The organism is Burkholderia humptydooensis, from assembly GCF_001513745.1.
Lineage (GTDB): Bacteria > Pseudomonadota > Gammaproteobacteria > Burkholderiales > Burkholderiaceae > Burkholderia > Burkholderia humptydooensis.
Genome location: NZ_CP013380.1, coordinates 197,319 through 214,152, shown reverse-complemented (window position 1 = coordinate 214,152; position 16,834 = coordinate 197,319). Strand labels below are relative to the sequence as shown.

At 59.6% G+C, this 16,834-nt stretch carries 18 protein-coding genes and 5 pseudogenes; 4 read left to right on the top strand and 19 right to left on the bottom strand.

The features are described 5' to 3' along the window. Positions 1-45: 45 nt before the first annotated feature. From AQ610_RS00955 to AQ610_RS00940, 4 genes are all read right to left on the bottom strand, one after another. Positions 46-1,851 carry a methyl-accepting chemotaxis protein gene (locus tag AQ610_RS00955; RefSeq protein ID WP_006023852.1) on the bottom strand — a complete coding sequence of 602 codons (1,806 nt, stop codon included), beginning with the start codon at positions 1,849-1,851 and terminating at the stop codon, positions 46-48. Positions 1,852-2,085: 234 nt separating this feature from the next. Further along, positions 2,086-3,750, bottom strand: a complete 1,665-nt coding sequence (locus tag AQ610_RS00950) for an FAD-binding oxidoreductase (protein WP_006023854.1) — start codon at positions 3,748-3,750, stop codon at positions 2,086-2,088. Between the two features lie 191 nt (positions 3,751-3,941). Next, positions 3,942-4,586, bottom strand: coding sequence for a lytic polysaccharide monooxygenase auxiliary activity family 9 protein (locus AQ610_RS00945; protein ID WP_043281855.1), 645 nt, complete (start codon positions 4,584-4,586; stop codon positions 3,942-3,944). A gap of 515 nt (positions 4,587-5,101) precedes the next feature. Beyond that, on the bottom strand, positions 5,102-5,419 hold the full coding sequence (locus AQ610_RS00940) for a VF_A0006 family four-cysteine protein (protein ID WP_006023857.1): 318 nt from the start codon (positions 5,417-5,419) through the stop codon (positions 5,102-5,104). Between the two features lie 34 nt (positions 5,420-5,453). On the opposite strand from AQ610_RS00940, the pseudogene AQ610_RS37155 reads away from it, so the two are divergent. The 4 genes and pseudogenes from AQ610_RS37155 to AQ610_RS37150 form a co-directional block, all read left to right on the top strand. Next, positions 5,454-5,546, top strand: a pseudogene (locus AQ610_RS37155) (PAAR domain-containing protein); the annotation flags it as partial. An 8-nt stretch (positions 5,547-5,554) separates the two neighbouring features. After that, a pseudogene (locus AQ610_RS32235) lies at positions 5,555-5,792 on the top strand (phage virion morphogenesis family protein); the annotation flags it as partial. A gap of 358 nt (positions 5,793-6,150) precedes the next feature. Beyond that, positions 6,151-6,375: a hypothetical protein gene (locus tag AQ610_RS32230; RefSeq protein ID WP_009913942.1), complete on the top strand. Its 225-nt coding sequence runs from the start codon at positions 6,151-6,153 to the stop codon at positions 6,373-6,375. A gap of 132 nt (positions 6,376-6,507) precedes the next feature. After that, positions 6,508-7,017, top strand: a pseudogene (locus AQ610_RS37150) (transcriptional regulator). Here the strand turns inward: AQ610_RS37150 and AQ610_RS32225 are convergent. From AQ610_RS32225 to AQ610_RS00875, 15 genes and pseudogenes are all read right to left on the bottom strand, one after another. Then, the gene (locus tag AQ610_RS32225; RefSeq protein WP_144411908.1) at positions 7,001-7,240 is read right to left on the bottom strand and encodes a DUF4411 family protein; all 240 of its coding nucleotides are present in this window, start codon (positions 7,238-7,240) and stop codon (positions 7,001-7,003) included. The pseudogene AQ610_RS37150 and the gene AQ610_RS32225 sit on opposite strands and share 17 nt — an antisense overlap. 75 nt (positions 7,241-7,315) lie before the next feature. Further along, positions 7,316-8,451, bottom strand: a protein-coding gene (locus tag AQ610_RS00930; protein ID WP_374189343.1) for an IS3 family transposase whose coding sequence is annotated in 2 segments (ribosomal slippage) — positions 7,316-8,187 and positions 8,187-8,451 — 1,137 coding nt in all. Because the reading frame shifts where the segments join, the coding sequence is not laid out codon by codon here. A gap of 53 nt (positions 8,452-8,504) precedes the next feature. Next, positions 8,505-8,759, bottom strand: a complete 255-nt coding sequence (locus tag AQ610_RS38310; protein ID WP_082262309.1) for a DUF4411 family protein — start codon at positions 8,757-8,759, stop codon at positions 8,505-8,507. Next, the gene (locus AQ610_RS32220) at positions 8,756-10,009 is read right to left on the bottom strand and encodes an XRE family transcriptional regulator (RefSeq protein WP_144411907.1); all 1,254 of its coding nucleotides are present in this window, start codon (positions 10,007-10,009) and stop codon (positions 8,756-8,758) included. The genes AQ610_RS38310 and AQ610_RS32220 overlap by 4 nt, the downstream gene beginning before the upstream one ends. A gap of 95 nt (positions 10,010-10,104) precedes the next feature. Next, positions 10,105-10,389: a type II toxin-antitoxin system RelE/ParE family toxin gene (locus AQ610_RS00915; RefSeq protein ID WP_006023861.1), complete on the bottom strand. Its 285-nt coding sequence runs from the start codon at positions 10,387-10,389 to the stop codon at positions 10,105-10,107. Beyond that, positions 10,386-10,850 (bottom strand): type II toxin-antitoxin system RelB family antitoxin, encoded by a 465-nt coding sequence (relB, locus tag AQ610_RS00910; RefSeq protein WP_043281857.1) that lies wholly within the window; start codon positions 10,848-10,850, stop codon positions 10,386-10,388. The genes AQ610_RS00915 and relB overlap by 4 nt, the downstream gene beginning before the upstream one ends. Before the next feature lie 145 nt (positions 10,851-10,995). Next, positions 10,996-11,757 (bottom strand): NYN domain-containing protein, encoded by a 762-nt coding sequence (locus AQ610_RS00905; RefSeq protein ID WP_043281860.1) that lies wholly within the window; start codon positions 11,755-11,757, stop codon positions 10,996-10,998. A 237-nt stretch (positions 11,758-11,994) separates the two neighbouring features. After that, positions 11,995-12,228 carry a hypothetical protein gene (locus AQ610_RS00900; protein WP_009913949.1) on the bottom strand — a complete coding sequence of 78 codons (234 nt, stop codon included), beginning with the start codon at positions 12,226-12,228 and terminating at the stop codon, positions 11,995-11,997. A gap of 467 nt (positions 12,229-12,695) precedes the next feature. Further along, a pseudogene (locus tag AQ610_RS38490) lies at positions 12,696-12,860 on the bottom strand (type VI immunity family protein); the annotation flags it as partial. Next, positions 12,857-12,976: pseudogene (locus AQ610_RS37145) on the bottom strand (PAAR domain-containing protein); the annotation flags it as partial. The pseudogenes AQ610_RS38490 and AQ610_RS37145, both read right to left, overlap by 4 nt. 244 nt (positions 12,977-13,220) lie before the next feature. Beyond that, positions 13,221-14,102 (bottom strand): PIN domain-containing protein, encoded by an 882-nt coding sequence (locus AQ610_RS32215; RefSeq protein WP_158354520.1) that lies wholly within the window; start codon positions 14,100-14,102, stop codon positions 13,221-13,223. Positions 14,103-14,145: 43 nt separating this feature from the next. Then, positions 14,146-14,463 carry a helix-turn-helix domain-containing protein gene (locus AQ610_RS32210; RefSeq protein WP_009913954.1) on the bottom strand — a complete coding sequence of 106 codons (318 nt, stop codon included), beginning with the start codon at positions 14,461-14,463 and terminating at the stop codon, positions 14,146-14,148. 7 nt (positions 14,464-14,470) lie between these two features. Next, complete coding sequence (locus tag AQ610_RS00885) at positions 14,471-14,803, bottom strand: type II toxin-antitoxin system RelE/ParE family toxin (RefSeq protein WP_009913956.1); 333 nt, start codon at positions 14,801-14,803, stop codon at positions 14,471-14,473. A gap of 40 nt (positions 14,804-14,843) precedes the next feature. Next, positions 14,844-15,668 carry a tyrosine-type recombinase/integrase gene (locus AQ610_RS00880; RefSeq protein ID WP_248845127.1) on the bottom strand — a complete coding sequence of 275 codons (825 nt, stop codon included), beginning with the start codon at positions 15,666-15,668 and terminating at the stop codon, positions 14,844-14,846. Positions 15,669-15,797: 129 nt separating this feature from the next. Next, positions 15,798-16,577 carry a rolling circle replication-associated protein gene (locus AQ610_RS00875; RefSeq protein ID WP_043281862.1) on the bottom strand — a complete coding sequence of 260 codons (780 nt, stop codon included), beginning with the start codon at positions 16,575-16,577 and terminating at the stop codon, positions 15,798-15,800. Positions 16,578-16,834 lie beyond the last annotated feature (257 nt).

Genomic DNA, 16,834 nt, shown 5'->3' with positions numbered 1-16,834 from the left:
GGCGCCGCTGAAAAAATGCGTCGCGCGCCGCCCCGAGGAATCGGATCACGCAACCTTGAACTTCCCGACCGCCTCGGCGAGTTCGACCGCCTGAGTCTGCAGCGCCGAAGCGGCCGCGGCCGACTGCTCGACGAGCGCCGCGTTCTGCTGAACCATCTCGTCGAACTGCGCCACCGCGCGATTCACTTCCTGGATGCCGCGCGTCTGCTCGTCGGCGGCGCTCGAGATCTCGCGCATGATCGTCGTCACGTTCGAAACCGTGCCGACGATGTCGTTCATCGTCTGCCCCGCCTGCTGGACGAGCGTCGCGCCCGTCGCGACGCTCGACACGCTCGAGTCGATCAGCGCCTTGATCTCCTTCGCCGCCTGCGCGCTGCGCTGCGCGAGCGAGCGCACCTCGCCCGCGACGACCGCGAAGCCGCGCCCCTCCTCGCCCGCGCGCGCCGCCTCGACGGCCGCGTTCAGCGCGAGGATGTTGGTCTGGAACGCGATGCCGTCGATCACGCCGATGATGTCGCTGATCTTGCCGGACGCGCCCTCGATCTCGTGCATCGTCGACACGACGTCGGACACGACCGTGCCGCCGCGCGACGCGACGCTCGCCGCATTCGTCGCGATGTCGTTGGCCTGGCGCGCGGCGCCCGCCGACTGCGTGACCGTCGACGTGATCTCCTCGATCGACGCGGCCGTCTGCTCCAGGCTCGCCGCCGCCGATTCCGTGCGCCGCGACAGATCGTGATTGCCCGACGCGATCTCGCCCGCCGCATGCCGCACCGAATCGCTCGCGTCGCGGATCACGCGCATCACGTCCTGCAGCTTGCCGACGAACGCGTTGAACGAGCGCGCGATCTGCGCCACTTCGTCGCGGCCGGCATCGGGCAGGCGCTGCGTCAGATCTCCCGTGCCCGAGCCGATCGATTCCATTGCGTCGCGAATGCGCGCGAGCCCCCGGAACGCGACGCCCGTGATCGCGCCGACGATCAGCGCGGCGGCGGCGACGAGCGCGACGAGCGTGCCGATCGACACGAGCAGCAGCGAATGCATGCCGGCCATCGCATCGGATTTGTCGAGCGCGACGACAGTCAGCCAGTCGGTGCCCGGCACGGCGCGCGCGCGCATCAGCTTCGCCGCGCCCGCGACGTGCGCGTCGATCGGCGCGGCGTTCTCGTCAGACGACGACGCGGCGAGCGCGTCGATGCTCAGGTCGTCCGCGAGATCGGTGACGGGCTTGAGAGTGAGCTTCGGATCGGCATGCGCGACGATGTGGCCGCCGCGGTCGACGAGCATCCCGAAGCTGCCGGGCGTCGGATGGATCGCCTTGACGTTCGCGATCACGCTGTCCATCGCGACGTCGCCGGACACGACGCCCTTCAGCGCGCCGTCGCGCACGATCGGCGCGGCGAACGCGACGACGAGCTTGCCCGTGCCGACGTCGACGTAAGGCGGCGTGACGACCGGCTTGCCCGCCTGCGCAGCCTGCTTGTACCACGGGCGGCCGGTCGGATCGTAGTCGGGCGGAATGCCGGTCGGGTCCGAGAATTTCGCGGTCTTGTCCGCGTAGCCGACATAGACGTTCGTGAATCCGCCGGCGGCGGCGATCTGCTTGAGCGAAGGGATCGGGTCGGGCGAGATCGCGGCGTCTTCGACCGACACGATCATCTGCGTCTTCGACGCAACCCAGTCGGCGATGCCGGTTTCGTGGCCGGTCAGCACCGCGCTGAGGTTCTGGCTGATGGACTCGCGGTTGTAGCGATTGGCGACGAAATAGTTGAGCGCCGTGTTGATGACGAGCGAGCCGATGACGATGGCAAGGCACGCGACGAGAATGCGGGACCGGATCGAGGAGAGCATGAGGAGCGGTGGGTGTGGAGCGGACCTATTGGTTTACGGCTGCGGGAACGGGCGACTTGACCCGAGGAAGGCGCGGTGCCAGGGTTTTTGCTCTAGGGTTTACGCGAAGTGCGCGAGCGTTTTTGTCTGATGCGATGCGACGCCTTTGCCGGCACCGGCCTCCGGCGGGCGGCGGGCGGCGGGCGGCGAGCGCGGCCGAAAGCGTTCGCCGGCCAACTCTCCGTTATCGCGCGGTCAACCGCGCGGCGGCGTCAGCGGAATCGACATCTCATGCCGGAACAGATTCCCCGGATCCACCGCCTGCTTCGTCGCGATCAGCCGCGCGGCCTTGTCGCCGTAGTACAGCTCGAGCCACCGCGGATCGATCTGCGCCGGATCGCGCTCGAGATACTTCATGTCGATGTCCGGGTAGTTGATGTAGCAGCCTTCGTAGCGGCCGCTCGCGTCGCGATATGGCTTGCCGCCCTGATCCGCGTGCACCGCAGAGAACAGGTCGTGCAGCCATTCGACGTGGAATGCGTCTTCGTCGGGATTCGTCCAGTAAGTCTGATACTGCGACTTCAACAGCGATTGCCGCTGACAGACCGACGTCGGATTCGCGCCTTCGTCGTTCGCGTTCACGCAGCCCCCGTACGAATCGATCTGCACGAGCGTCTGATTCAGACGCGGATCGTCCGCGGTATTCAGATATCGCCACAGCGCGTCGATCTCGGTGTCGCCGAAATTGCCGATCTGGTACGCCGACTTGTACTTGCCGCGCCGGTTCGCGCCCGAACCGTTGATCGTCTGCGTCAGATACAGCCAATCCATCTTCAGCGCGCTCCGTGTCGCGTGCGCCAGGCGCGCCCCGGCGAGCGGATGCCCGAGCGCCGGCAGATTCGGCGCGACGAACCGATCCCAGATGACAGGCATCCGGCCCGCGGCCGCATTCATCGTGTCGACGAAATCGATGAACGGCGCATCCGCCGCACCGCCGACCACGCCGTCCTTGCCCGTGTACTGGATCGCGAGCACGATCGGCCCGGTCGAGCGATGCTGCAGCTTCAGGAGCGTGAACAGCCCGCCGTTCGCGAGCGCCGGATCCGCGGCGTTCCAGTTCGCGTCGTTGCGGCTGAACCAGTCCCAGTAGGCCCGGATGAATTGGCCGAAGCTCGCCTGCGTGAAGTCCGACCAGTCGTAGGCGAGCGGCAGCCAATACGCGGTGCGCGGCGCGTCGGGCAGCGCGTTGAAATAGTAGTTCAGGATGATGCCGAAATTGCCGCCGCCTCCGCCGCGGCACGCGATGAAGAGCGCCCGGTCCATCGGGTCGGCGCTGCCGAGATGCACGTGCTTCGCGTCGAGCGCGCCGCCGCCGGAGGCGGGCGTCAGGATGTCGACGCCCGTCAGCCAGTCGACAGTCAGCCCGTGCATGCGCGACAGCAGCCCGTACCCGCCGCCGACGATATGACCGCCCGCGCCGACCGAGTAGCACGAACCGCCGGGCAGCGTCTTGCCCGTGGTCTTGTACAGGCCGACATAGCCGTCCCAGTTCTGGCTGCCCGCTGCGACGCGAACCCGATAGCGCGCCGAGCCGGCGGCATCGAACGGCGACGCGATCTGCCCGCGCGGATCGAAATCGAAACCCGACATCAGGCCGAGATCGACGATCGCGAGCGGCCGCCCGACGTCGTCCGGCAGCCGGTTCGCGACGAAGCCTTCGTAGCAGTGCCCGCCGCTGCGCACCGTGATCCGGCAGGCTTTTGCGAGCGCGTCGCGCGACGCCTCGATCACGTCGTCCGCCGTGCGGCAGACATAGATCGCCGCCGCGCCGGCCTTGGCCGTTGGCGGCCAACGCAGGTTGAAGCCCTTTTGAAGCGTCGAATAACGAGGATCGGCACCATCGACGTATACATAGGACATCGGAACCTCCGGCGAACGTGTCGCATGCTTCGAAGCCGAGCTGACGGCCGCGCAACCCGGGCGAACACGCACGATGCGAATCGCCGCGACAATCGAGGCGCGGGACGGCCACCGAACGGTCTCGAATCCGATGGCCGCGATGCTTCATTCGTGCCGCCAACCGCGGCGGATCGCGAAAACCGCAAGCCGATTCACGCGAAATTCAGGTCGATCACCTGATAGAACGCGTTGGCGGTATCGGCGACGTCCCACGTCGCGAGCAGCACGTGATAGCCGGTGCGAGCGGGCAGATTGAATTCGTGAATCGTGTCGCCTCTGGGAATCAGCTCCCGGTCTGCGTCCGGCCCCCAGTACGGCTGATACGTGTTCAGATAGACCTTCAGCGGATCGGGCTCGAAATGCGCGCGCGCGAGCCGCGCGTGGGTGTCCCATCCCGGCTTGGTGATCCAGTACGTCCAGCGCCGCGTCTTGTGCGGCATCGAATACGACCACGTGATTTGCAGCGACTGCCCCGAGCGCACCGCATGCTTCTGCCAATGTGCGACGGAATCGGGTTCGTTGAGTTGCGCACGGGCATCCGCCGTGCGCCCGCCGCTCGCGATTTCGCCGTCGTGCGGCGGCACGCCGTTGGCGACATCGTCCGGCGCGTCCGGATCTCTCAGCCCACCTTGTGTCGCGGGAAAGAATTTGCCGCCTTCCAGCTCGTTGACCTGCCCGAAGTCGAGCTTGCCTGCTTCGTAGAGATACACGGCGCGCGATTCGGGCGTGATGACGCGACCGTGCCGCGGAGAAATTGACGAGGACCTCGTTGCGCTTCTCGAATCGGTAGTGCTCATTTCGCCTCCTTTGCTGCAAACATGCCGGACATCGGCAAGACCGACGTTTGGAAGCTATTCGCGATACCAATGAAATTGATGCTAGGTTCTCCATTCGAATGACGCCAATAAATTTATCGAGAACCCCCTTTCTGTCGTTTTATATTTTTCATTAGAGAAATTGAATCAAGATCCGTGTATGGGGCGATCAATAAAGGATTCCTCCCGCCGCCGATCCGGTACTCGGAGCGTATGGTGATTACATAGATTCATGAAAAATTACAAATTTAGAAACATTGCGCCCGAAGCCGAGGGTGCGGCGCGGCGCGGCGCGCGATCAGGCGAGGGCGGCCCGTGTCCGGCGGCAAGCCAACGGAACTGGCGCGAAGGAACGCCGGCGCACGCGAGACGCTGACGAGCGCGGCGCGAGCCCGATGCCGCGTTGCACCCACGAGCAGGGTTGTCGGCAGTCAAGTCGCCGATTCGGCACGGACGCGATTCGTGTTCGGCGGAAGATGGAGATCGCGGTTGTCGCGCTACTTGAACGTGGGCCTCGCGCCTTCGCTCTGCCGAGAACAGGCGGCGACGAGCTCCTGCACGGCGTAAGTGTCCTTCACGCCCCCGAGGCTATCCAGGATGCACGTGTGATACGCGCGGTCGCGCGGCAGCAACATCGCCCAATTCCGGTAGAGCTGATCGCACGCATTGCGCATGAAGCCCGTCGCGGTCGGGTTCCGGCTTCCCCGCAACGCGTTGAGAATGCACTGGTTATACCCCTGCTCTTCGTTGAACGCGGCCGCCGAAAGCGGGCTGAGGATGGCGACGAGCAACAGACTCCTGGCGGTCAGATGCATGGTTTTCACCTTGAGGACTACGTTGGGTGTAGGCGTCGGGTTGCTTGGCGACATGGTGACGTGTCCGCGCTGCGGCGGAATTTTCGCGATCGTGAGCGTCAAGAGCGGACTCGACATGACGTTCGGCGTATGCGCCGCGTGAAGCGCGAGGCGACATTTCGGAGCTGCGCACGGCGCGGTATTTACGGCAGGCCTTGCGATCGGCTTCGACGAACGGCTCTCGCGCATCGCGCGTGTCCACCAGGAGGGCCAGAAGGCGTTCGTCGAGCCGGGCGGGCCATTCGCGCAGTATCCGGTTCGCGTCGTGCTCGGTTTCGCCGACGCCGATCGCGAACTCGTACGCGATCGACTACTACGCTATCTGCAGCGCTGAGTTCGCGCCTATACCCGCACCGACGTTGTACGGTGACCGGGGTTGCGCAAGCCATAAACGGCCCGTTAATGCCCGAATTCCAACTGGGGGCTTGTCAACAAGCAACTATCCTGGCAATTCTCTTTCACTTCAAGATTCTATCATCGGAAATAATGGGGCATGTGTGTCGTAAATTTTATGTACAAGCGACGTTACTCGGGAAATGACAACGACTATGCCAGCGTTACCAATCGGTCGAATTTCAAGCCTTTCATCTTCTACCCCGCTACTCGTGGTTGATTGATATATCCCCGCGCTCAATAGGCGATCGGTGTGGTAAAAAAATGGCCGCATACGATTACAACAACACCGGGCCAAAATGAACTCCGAACAACTCGCCTACAACGTGCTCAGCCGCATTACGCTGACTTGGGCAGCACTGACGATCGAGGCCCGACTCCTCATCGCCATTGCACTCGCTGCGATCGGTGTCGCCTTTCGATCGAGTCGCCGACGCGCGCAATTACATAGGCAAAGAGAACTCGATCCGATCAAGCGGGTGATCTACAACCCCAAGCAGTTCCGGCACCCCCGCCAGCGATAAATAGGAACCGATTTAACCCATACCGATACCCTGCTAGACTCCAGTCTTAGGAATAAGCCAATTTATTAGCAATTTCCCAAGTTCGAGAGAAGTATCTAGGAAAATGCTAAGTCGGCCAAGGGAAATGTTACGATGACTGCAGAACTGCTCGACGCCGCCCAACGGACTCAAGGGAGCCTGTCCGCATTCGCGGAGCAGCTCGGGGTCGCGCCGTCGAAGTTGTCGGAATGGCGGAAGGGCAAGTAAAAGCCCGATGCGACGCATATCGCCCAGCTTGCATAACTGACGGGGCTGCCGGTATTCGAGACGCTCGCGGCGATCGAAACGACGCTCGAAGCCGATCGGGCGTCAGTATGGATTCGTGCTTTGGGGAATCTGCGTGCGGCGGGCGTAGCGGCGACTGTGGTGCTTGGCGCTACCGCCGTGGTGAGCTTGACTTCAAAACCGGCTGACGCGGCTGAAAAAGCCGAAGAAAACAAAGACTTGGCGCGCCCGGCTGGGATCGAACCAGCAACCCCTGCCTTCGGAGGGCAGCGAGTGTGTCAATTCTTGGTAACGCTACTCGAAGCAGTCAAGCAACCGTTCAGAGCATTCAGCTTCTTCCTGTTGCCGTTAAGGAAACCATCTATCCACCAAGCTTAAAGTCAACTGCCCTCAGTACATCGATAAGCTGAACACATTCAAGCCCCCGTGCCTCACAAACGTTTGGAATTTTCGGAGCAGCATCTTTCTTTGCCATCGTCTCGTATGTCACAACAACGAGGCCATGCGCTTCCGCAAAAGCAACGACAGCCGGATCAGCGCCTGATTTTGTGGAGTTCACTTTCATAAACCCCGGGTGGTCATTGACTACTTTTTTGAACACCTCGATCACACTTCAGAGGTGGCTTCGCTCGTTCGGACAGTCTTCTGAGATTTTTAAGTGGAACGTCCGAGGCAATTATGCTGCCGATTTGATCGCAGGCAGCGTCGCGAAGTATGCCTCATCCGGCGTCTGATCCGCCAGGCTCGAATGGGGCCGTTTCCGGTTGTACAAGCTGATGTACTCGCCGATGGAGCGCCGGGCATGGCTGACCGACTCATACGCCTTCAGGTAGACCTCTTCGTACTTGATGCTCCGCCAGACCCGTTCGACGAATACGTTGTCGCGCCAGCTTCCCTTGCCGTCCATCGACAGCCGGATGCCCCGACTGAGTACCGCCTCGGTGAACGCGTTGGCCGTGAACTGACTGCCCTGGTCGGTGTTCACGATGTCCGGCCGCCCGTAGCGGGCGAACGCTTCTTCCAGCGCCTCGACAGCATGTACGGCTTCCAGCGTGATCGCCACCCGATGCGCGAGAACCTTGCGGCTCGACCAGTCCACCACCGCCGTCAGGTACACGAAGCCTCGTGCCATCGGAATGTAGGTCGTGTCGAGTGCCCACGCCTGATTCGCCCGGTCAATCTTCATGCCGCGCAGCAGGTACGGCCAGATCTTGTGCTGCGCGTTGCGACGGCTCGTGTTCGGCTTGCAGTACAACGCCTCTACGCCCATGCGCTTCATCAACGTCCGCACTCGGCGACGGCCAACCTCATGGCCTTCCCGACGCAGCAGGCGCGCCAGCATCCGCGCCCCGGCAAAGGGAAACTCCATGTGCAATTCGTCGATCCGTCGCATCAGCAACTGATCCGCTTCACTCACCGGCTGCGGTCGGTAATACACGCTCGATCTCGCCACGCCGACGAGACGGGCCTGCTGCGAAATCGGCAAAGCGTGCTTACGGTCGATCATTTCTTTGCGCTCAGCAATCCCGCCTTGTCGAGCGCGCCGCTTAAAAAATCATTTTCCAGCGTCAGTTGCCCGATCTTCGCGTGCAGCGATTTCAGATCAACCGGCGGCTCGTTCGACGGCGCACCGCCCACGCCGAACACGTCCGCCGCGCGCTCCTGCAATTGCCGTTTCCATTCCGTGATCTGGTTCGGGTGTACATCGAACTGCTGCGCCAATTCGGCCAGCGTCCGCTCGCCTTTGACCGCTGCCAGTGCCACCTTCGCTTTGAACGCCGCTGAGTGCGTCCGTCGGGTTCTCTTCGTCATCTTCCAGGTTCCTTTGCCGGCATTATCGCTGGCTCAGGCCCCGGTCGCTCCACTTATCCGACTGTCCAAATTCGCGCAGCCACATCTCTTCTATCAGGGTCTAGAAACATCTCGTTGGCTTCGCTCTCCGCCCAATCATGGAGGTCGTCCTTTTGCTTCTCCAACTCATGGAGAACATCGATAGGGGCGACGATGTCCCCCGCCTCACAAAGCTCGGTTAGTTTCTGCCAAATAGGCGCAAACAAGTCCGGCGGGTACAAACGTACCCAAGGCTCGATCAGAGCACTAGTATCAAAGCACCATCTCACGCAATAACCTCACCCCGAAGTGCATTCTTGATTTTTGGGAGGTGGTCAAGCTTGGTGTTCAGGATGCGAGAAAGCTCAGACCCCGTAATGGTGCTTGAAGCATAGGCATTAACTGCCAAACGCGTTAGATATCTGCCGTTACTAAGAAGCACCAATCGATACTGTGGCACTCGTCCACTACTATCCTCACGTAGCGCCTCATACTCCGCGACGAAGCGCGCACGCATCTCCTGGTAGTGCACCCTTGACGTCTTTCCCATGTCAAGTAAGCGCCTCAAGATGGCCTCACGACTGGCCCAGAATCTACGGCTTATTACTCGTAGCTGGTCATTTCCCCATGTAGTTGTACGGCTAGCCTGCTGAACGTCATTAAGCGCTAACAACTCGGTCCGAGGAACGAGAGCGTTACCAGCAACGTGATTGCAGTAAATTTCGACTTCTTCGTACAGCGGTTCGCGCTGACCGTCTTCAACGATATCGCAAAGGCTACTTTCAGCACGAGCCAAGTGAGTAAGCTCGTGGAGCAATGTAAATACGCGACCTAACGGACTATCAGCGCTGTTCAAGATGATGACCGGTAGAGGAAAGATTGCAAGGGAACACCCACGCATCTCCCTTATCGGTACCCTGCTCAATTGAACAACCATTACGCCAAGAGACTCGATCGCCGAACGCCAACCGTTCAATGCTTCGTAGTGGTCCGTCCATCTTGCTCGTGTCGCCATTGTGATGCCAAGCCGCTCCACCAACATCGCAGCGGCCGCCTCCGGCTGCATATCACGCGCGATTGACAGATTCCAAGCAGGTGGCTCGTCCTCCAACTGCGCCAAGATATCCAACGCAGCCTCACGTTTCGCTTCAGCCTCACGAATGCCATTTGCCAGCGCCGGAGTCATAAACTCGATCGCGCTAACCTCAAGCTGACGATAGTCAACTGGACGATGCGGAACCTTCGGGCGTTCGTTAAGAAAGAAGACTCCTATCGAACGCTTATAGACGTTAGCCAACGTCCTCAATTGAGAGAGTGTTGGAACACGCTCCCCGCTTTCCCATTCCGTCAAACGCTCCGTTGACTGACCAATTTTTTGCGCAGCAGCATCCACGCCCATGCGCGACTGTTCGCGCGCCCAGACGAGCAGGTCAGGATTTAGAAGTCCACTGAGATCGGGGCCGGCCATAGTGAAGAAAAGGATAGCAGATTCAGGACGACACCAGTTTCTGAACGACTGACGCGGGCTCGGATGGAACAACCATGTCCGGGGAACAACTCGGCTCAGGAAGGAGTCGCGGCTCAGGTTGCAGTTGGCGGCAAACCTTGGGAACCCTTCCCAAGTTTGCAGAACTACTAATCTTTCGGATAACGCTGCCGAGCACCGACAATGCGTACGATTTCGACCACCCCCGCCTTCTTTCTGACGCGATAGACCAACAGGTAGCTGGACGTCAGCACCATCTCGCGCGTTCCGCGCACCCGTCCCACCCGGTAAAGTTCCGGATGCTCGACCAACGCGTCGGTCAAACGCTCGATGCGGTCGTCCAGTTCAAGCGCGGCGACCGGATTATCAGCCGCGATGAAATCGAACAAGTTGCTGCGGTCTTCCCGTGCAAGCGCGCGCCATTCGACGATCAAACCTTACCCCCGGCCCGTGCCAGCCGTTTGCGCAGTGCGGCCTTCTTCACGGCCATCTCCTGTTGCACTTGTTCATGCGGAATACCGGGACGCGGATCATCGAGCGACGCTTGCACTTGCTCACGCATCCAGCGATCGTACGCCGCAGCCTCATGCGCATGACGCATCCGCTCGGCCGCATCGACGCGCGCGCGCGCCGGTTTGGCGGCCGCATCGTAACTGGTCGCGTCAACCTGAAAACGCGCGATCCCGAGGCGACGCAAAAACGCAACCAGCGTGTCGAGCTTTGGCCAGATGCGGATGTGACCGCGCCGCACCGCCAACACGCGCTCCGTCATCCCGTACTGAATCACGACGCCCCAGCCGCCAGCTTGGGCGATCACGTTGGCGCCGCGCACGCTGTTCGCCTGCACGAGCTGTTCGAGGGTGTGCTGATCAATCATATCGAGTGCGTGTGCCATGGCGGGGCCTCCCGGTTGCCAGTCATCTAGTGGTGATTCTACCAAACATCTAGTATTTGGTCGCCGCATAATAACTATCCGGCGCGATGACTAAACATAACGCCTCCTGCCGCTCCGACCAGCCAGTCACGCACAAACGTGCTGGCTACGCATCAGTCACATCTTTGTTTGCGTTGGCGGGCTGCACGTTCTCGCCTCTCGCTAGCCGCTGCACCTGCGGGCAGGTGGAACGCAAACCGTCGATGTGCTCTTGTAGGTTCGGAGAGATGCGCTGCCACATCGGATCGAGGATGAAGTCGATACCCTCGCGCCTCGCTTGCTTTGCGGCTGGCACGAAGTCCGCGTCTCCGGCCACAAGCACAATCTGATCAACCTGCTTCTTAAACGCCAACGAAGAAACGTCGACGCCGATTCGCATATCAACGCCCTTCTGGCGCACGTCGACCACAACGTCATCAGGCGTGATTTCCGCCGACTGCATCTTGCCTTTCAGCAAATCGGCGATCTTGTCCGGTTTGATCGTCCAGCGAGCATCCATCGACAGATGCCCCAAGCGGAGTGCAACTTTCCGCATCTCGCGCAAACGAGCATGCAGCTCCAACCGAAAGGACGCCTCCGGCGTTTTACCAAAATCAATCGCCCGACGGTCGATCGGGTTGTGCATCTTCTTGATAAGTGGCGGACAGTCGTAGAAGAAAATTCGGTACAGCTCGCGTCGCTCCGGATGCCGGCCACCCTGCTGATCCTGATTACCACCGTTGCGGCGGGATATTTTAGGGGACAGATGTGCGCAGGCCCATCGGTGTGCACACTCCGCCGCCCTCTCCGCATCGTACGCGTTTTGGGGTTCGATAGCGCGAAAGCGCTTAATAAAAAAGGCCCCGTCGATCAAAACCGCTGTAGGCATGCATGCCCCTTATGATTTTTTGAATTCAAAAAGCAAAAAGCCCTAGGGTTCGGCGCGTCGCTGGATGAGGTGCGACGGCTTACTGCCAAGGGCTCGATGGCGAAATGCTAACACTTACAGCTTTCAGTTGCAAGGCATAGCCGTGGCCGACTACGCGGTGTGCCCGCCTTCGGATCGCAAATCGCTTGCGAGCACGCCCCCGCAGCGCTATCTCGCTCAAGCGCATGCGTCTGAAGATTAAAACGGAGCCGAAATACTTCTGCCATCCCCATTTTTCGCCATTTGCAACAAGGCCGTACGGACTTCAACCAACCCAGACTCGAATGTGCCAAATAACGCCACCTGCGCGAGTGGCGATAAGTTGGCAAACGCGGAAACAACATCTTCAATCGCCAGCAGGCCCGCCAGCGCGCTAAGGCGCTCCACGTTTATCATTGCGGCGTCGAGCGGACTAGAGAAGGGCTTATGCATCAGCTCCCCCGCTCCTTGTGGCAATGGCTGCCAAAAGGCGCAGCGCGTCGCCGCACGCATCGAGGGCTGCTCGATCCGATGGCGCAACTGCGGCGGCACGTATCGCCGCGCGGATAATCTCAAGAGGGGATTGCGAAAGCTCAGGACGAGCGACAACTTCTTGCATGTTGCGGGCTCCTTGTGCGGGTAAGGTAACCCGGCCCCCAACGCCAAATGGGGTGGCCGGGCACAAGACAAGGTTGGCGTACCGGAGCACAAGGAACCGGCGAGCCCGAGGGCTCCCCCGTCAAGGCCCGACCATAAGCGGCACATGACGTGCAGGCGAAAAAATACCGCCTTTCGGCGGTCGCCCGCCTTGTGCATTTCCGGACGCCAATCCGGGTGTCTGCTGTTTTAGACACGGTGAAATGATAATCGCGAACCCACAGTGGATCAAGTAAATGCATGCCACGCAGGGCTCGCGCGGGTTACGACAAAGAATCAGAGAGTCTCGGCGTATCGAGGACCGCCGCTTTCGCGGCCAACAGTTCGTCGCTGGAAACATCGAGACGCCGAAGCCACGCGTTGCTGCTCGTCTTCGAGTTGAAAACCGGAGCGTCGCCGTTCACGGTTCCACGTTGAAGAATGGAGACACCATGTCGCCAAGTAAGGCGATTGCTTTTCCATAAGCAATAAATGTCGACATACAGGCGATCACTCGCCCTCCGTGCGTCGTCGTATCGCCCTCGTGGATGAACGCAAACCCCATCTTGAACCCCAACGAGAAAATCTCGCGGGGAATGTAGCACGAGGCAGAAAAGTGAAACCATCCTGCCAGTTTTGACAGGGTTTCATGTATTTTCCGCGCAAACATGGAGTGCAACGAGAGGCGCCCAGAAAGCCCGCCGAATTGTCACCGCGCTAGCAAAAACAATCATGCAACGGTTTGCAACGCTCACCTCTTCTGTTCGCCATATTGCGATACAACTGTCCGACATGCCATTTCAAAGGCTCTATTCCAGATCACTCTCCATCGTATTGTCACCTATGCTAGCGATGTCTTGCACCGGCTGCGACTGGCCCAGCAACTCATTCAGTAACTTGTCTCCAAGGGCCATTTGTTCAACCAAATCCGCCTCCGCTCTCTCCTGAGCATGTGTCACCGTGACATGAAAATGCTTGAGCGCGTCAGATACCTTCGTATACAACAACAGCTCACGCCTTTGACTTACTCGGTTCGAGAACTCTTGCCTCAGATGATCATTAATATACGACTTTGAGTCATATGTTGATCCGTAATCGCCGTCACGCGACACAATCACCAATTCTGCGTTCGCCTGAATCGAACAATCGATCATCCACTCCCAATTAATTGCATCTCCATACGACGTGTCGTTTCTCTTTCGCGGCGGGCATCCATGCATAAATCTTCTATATGCACGGTCGCGAATGTCCTTGCGCGCGTCGTTGTGCCTGTCTTCTCGTGTGAGCACGAGAGGATGATCACGGTGAAAGATTCGATGCACTACCTGGTAGATTTGGTCTTTTTCCGCGGGCCGCTCGAGTATCGAAATCAACTTGCCCTGTAAATTCTTGATGCGTTTTCTCGCGCTATCAATATCACGATTAAGCATTTCAAATTCCTTTGTGGTAGCCAACACCCCAATACTCGGCACCTTATCAGGCATTTTATTCTTAAGCTCAGACACACTCTCCAAAATAACATTTTGCCGATTCCGCTTATATTCCGACTCCAGTTGATGAGTGACGATAATTCTATTACTTAGCGTTTCGAGGCGCGGCAACAGCCCAAGATAGGCTTCGTTTCTCGCGCGATAGAAATCCAACCAAATGTTAGTATCAATGAACAGAAGCTTTTGAATACCGCCTGCCATTTTCGTCTCCCATTGCATGAATCCTCACGCGCTTTGGGAACCATTAAGCAAACGAAATCACCAATCTCTTGCCACACGCAGCAGCATACTTGCGCAGCGTCGCAAAGGAGGGTGAGTGCTTTTCACTAGACAGAGATGCCTCAAGTCGCGAAACCGCTGACGCCGTAGTTCCCATGCGCTCTGCCACTTGAGCTTGCGTCAATCCGGCCTCATGCCGAATAGCCAAAATGGCCCGCAGAGCCATGTACTCATCTTCCAGAGCATCATACGCCACTCTGACTCCCGGCTTTGCCAGCAGATGCTCCGTATCATCTACCGTGTGCTGGATCGGGTTGAAGCCTTCAGCACTAGCACGCTTCACGACTACCTTAGCCATTACGCACCTCACTTAAACGCACCCGAGCGGTTCGCAGCTCATTCTGAGGCGTCTCCTGCGTTTTCTTCACAAACGAATGCAGGACCACGACCCGCTGTCCAACATGGGTGCAGTAAAACACGCGCCCGATGCCTTCCCTGCCTTTTGGGCGCAACTCAAACAATCCGCCCCCCATTGCCCGCGAATGCGGCATGCGCAGATCAGCACCAAACTCCTGCATCAAATCTAGGAGCCGCAGATAATCCGCCAAGATCCCCGCAGGCAGTGCGAAAACGTCGCGCTTGACGCGCTCGTTATAGTAGACAATAGTCCAATTTTGCGTCATGTTAGCAAATTTGCTATATTTTTGCAATTTACCCACTGCCTCATAGCGGCGAGAGCTTCTGCACCGCCACGCGCCCGTGATCGGGCGACAAATGCGCGTAGCGCTCCGTCACCGTTATGGAGGAGTGCCCCAACAGATCCTTGACGACGTACAACGACACCCCCTCCATGACGAGCCACGAGGCGAACGTGTGTCGCAGATCATGGATGCGGAAATCCTCGATGCCGGCGCGAGCACACGCCGCGACGAACCCTTTTTGTAGGTTGCTGACTCGCCTTCCTGAGCTAGAGGCAAACACCCACTCAGACCCGGCGCAATGTCGCGCCACCCAATCACGCTGATCCCTCAGCGCCGACAACGCGCCACTGTTCAGCGGCACCAACCGACGCTTACCGTTCTTCGTGTGCTCGCACTCGAGTCGAAAATGCGAACGCTCGAAATCGACGCGGTGCCACTCGAGCGCGAGCAGCTCGTTTTTCCTGCACCCCGTGCTCAAGGCGAGCCGCACGAAGTTCCGAAGATGCGGTTGCCGTGCCGCCGCCCCGGCCGCGAGAATCAGCTCCACCGCCTCGCTTCGAGATATCCAGCGAACGCGCGACTCACCACCATCAAGGCCGAGGCTCTGCACCGGGTTCGCCAGTTCTGGATAGTCGTGCTCGGTCCGCACAAAGTTGATAGCCGCGGACAACAGCCTGAGCTCACGCTTCACCGTTGACTCACAGACGCCATCCGCGAGCCGAGCAGACACGTACCGTCGAACGTCGCCCCGCTTCAATTTCCGCAGATCGCGACCGCTGAAGTGCGGTTGTAACCGCTTCAAGGAGTATTGATCCCGCTCCTTGCTACGGTGCTTCTTCTCCAACATGTAGATTCCGATTACATCCTCAAAGACCATTCCAAACGCCTCTGCGTCATTGATCCAGCGAATATCGGTTGAACTGTTCAGCTCTTTAGTACGATGTCCGAATCAGCCTAGATTTGATGTCTTTTGCGCCTAGTTTTCGCGCGTCGATAACCAGAACACCCCGAGTTCCTGCCGCCAGAATGCTTGGCAGCGATCCAACGTCGCGCCGGCGCGCAACGCGGCTTCGAACGCAGTTTTCAGCGCCTCCGCAGGGTCGTTCGAGAGAATGTGACCGATCGGCATAACCTCCGGCACGACAATGCCGCGGCTCGTCCAGTAGCGCTTTTCGTTGAGCGCGTGCTGGGCAAAATCCTTCGCGATGTACTTCGCGAGATACGACGCGAGCTTGTGCCTCAGGCCCTTTTCCTTGAACGGGTTGCGCACGTTGATCTGCCCGTTTCCGATGCCGACGATGCTTTGCCAGATCGAGCGCAGAACGCGATAGTTCTGCCGGCCCTTCACCGCCACATGTAAATGCCACGCGCCGCGCTTCTGCCGCTCCGCGACGGCGACATACTGGAAGCTTCCCAGCGCGCCGAGACGCCGCCGCAGCTTGTCGAAATCGCGCTTGAGGCGCGCTTTGTCGAGCATGTTCTCCCGATACGTCAACGTGATCATTCGATCCGCTCCAATCGCCTTGCAACGCAACCGCACCTGCTGCTTCGCACGCTTCGCCGCGTCCATCAGGTTCGCTTCGCTGTTCTCCGACTCGCCACGCTTCGCCTTGGGCACGGCCCACATCGATTGAGCGCCCATGTACCGATCGAAACGTGTCGCCGTCACCTCGACCTGCCCGTCGCCGAAATTCCGACCACGGACAACCCACTCCCTACGAAACGGCGAGTAATCGCCTATACTTGCGTCGTGCATTGCAACTCGTCCTTGTAGTGCACTGCTTCACAAAGCCCCGATCGTTCCCGCGACCGGGGCTTTCCTTTTTCTGGACCGTCTTTCTGTCCTTGCTCGATGCGCTCGTCAGCGTGTCGTATCCGTTAAGTGTCCCTGATACAAGTTTAGGGGCCGCGCTGCGCGCGGCCCGCCCGGCGCGCTCTGCTGCGCTGGGCGAGCCGCGCGCTGCTGAACCCCAACCCTCCTCACGGAACCGCCTACGCCCGCGCCTATCGCGC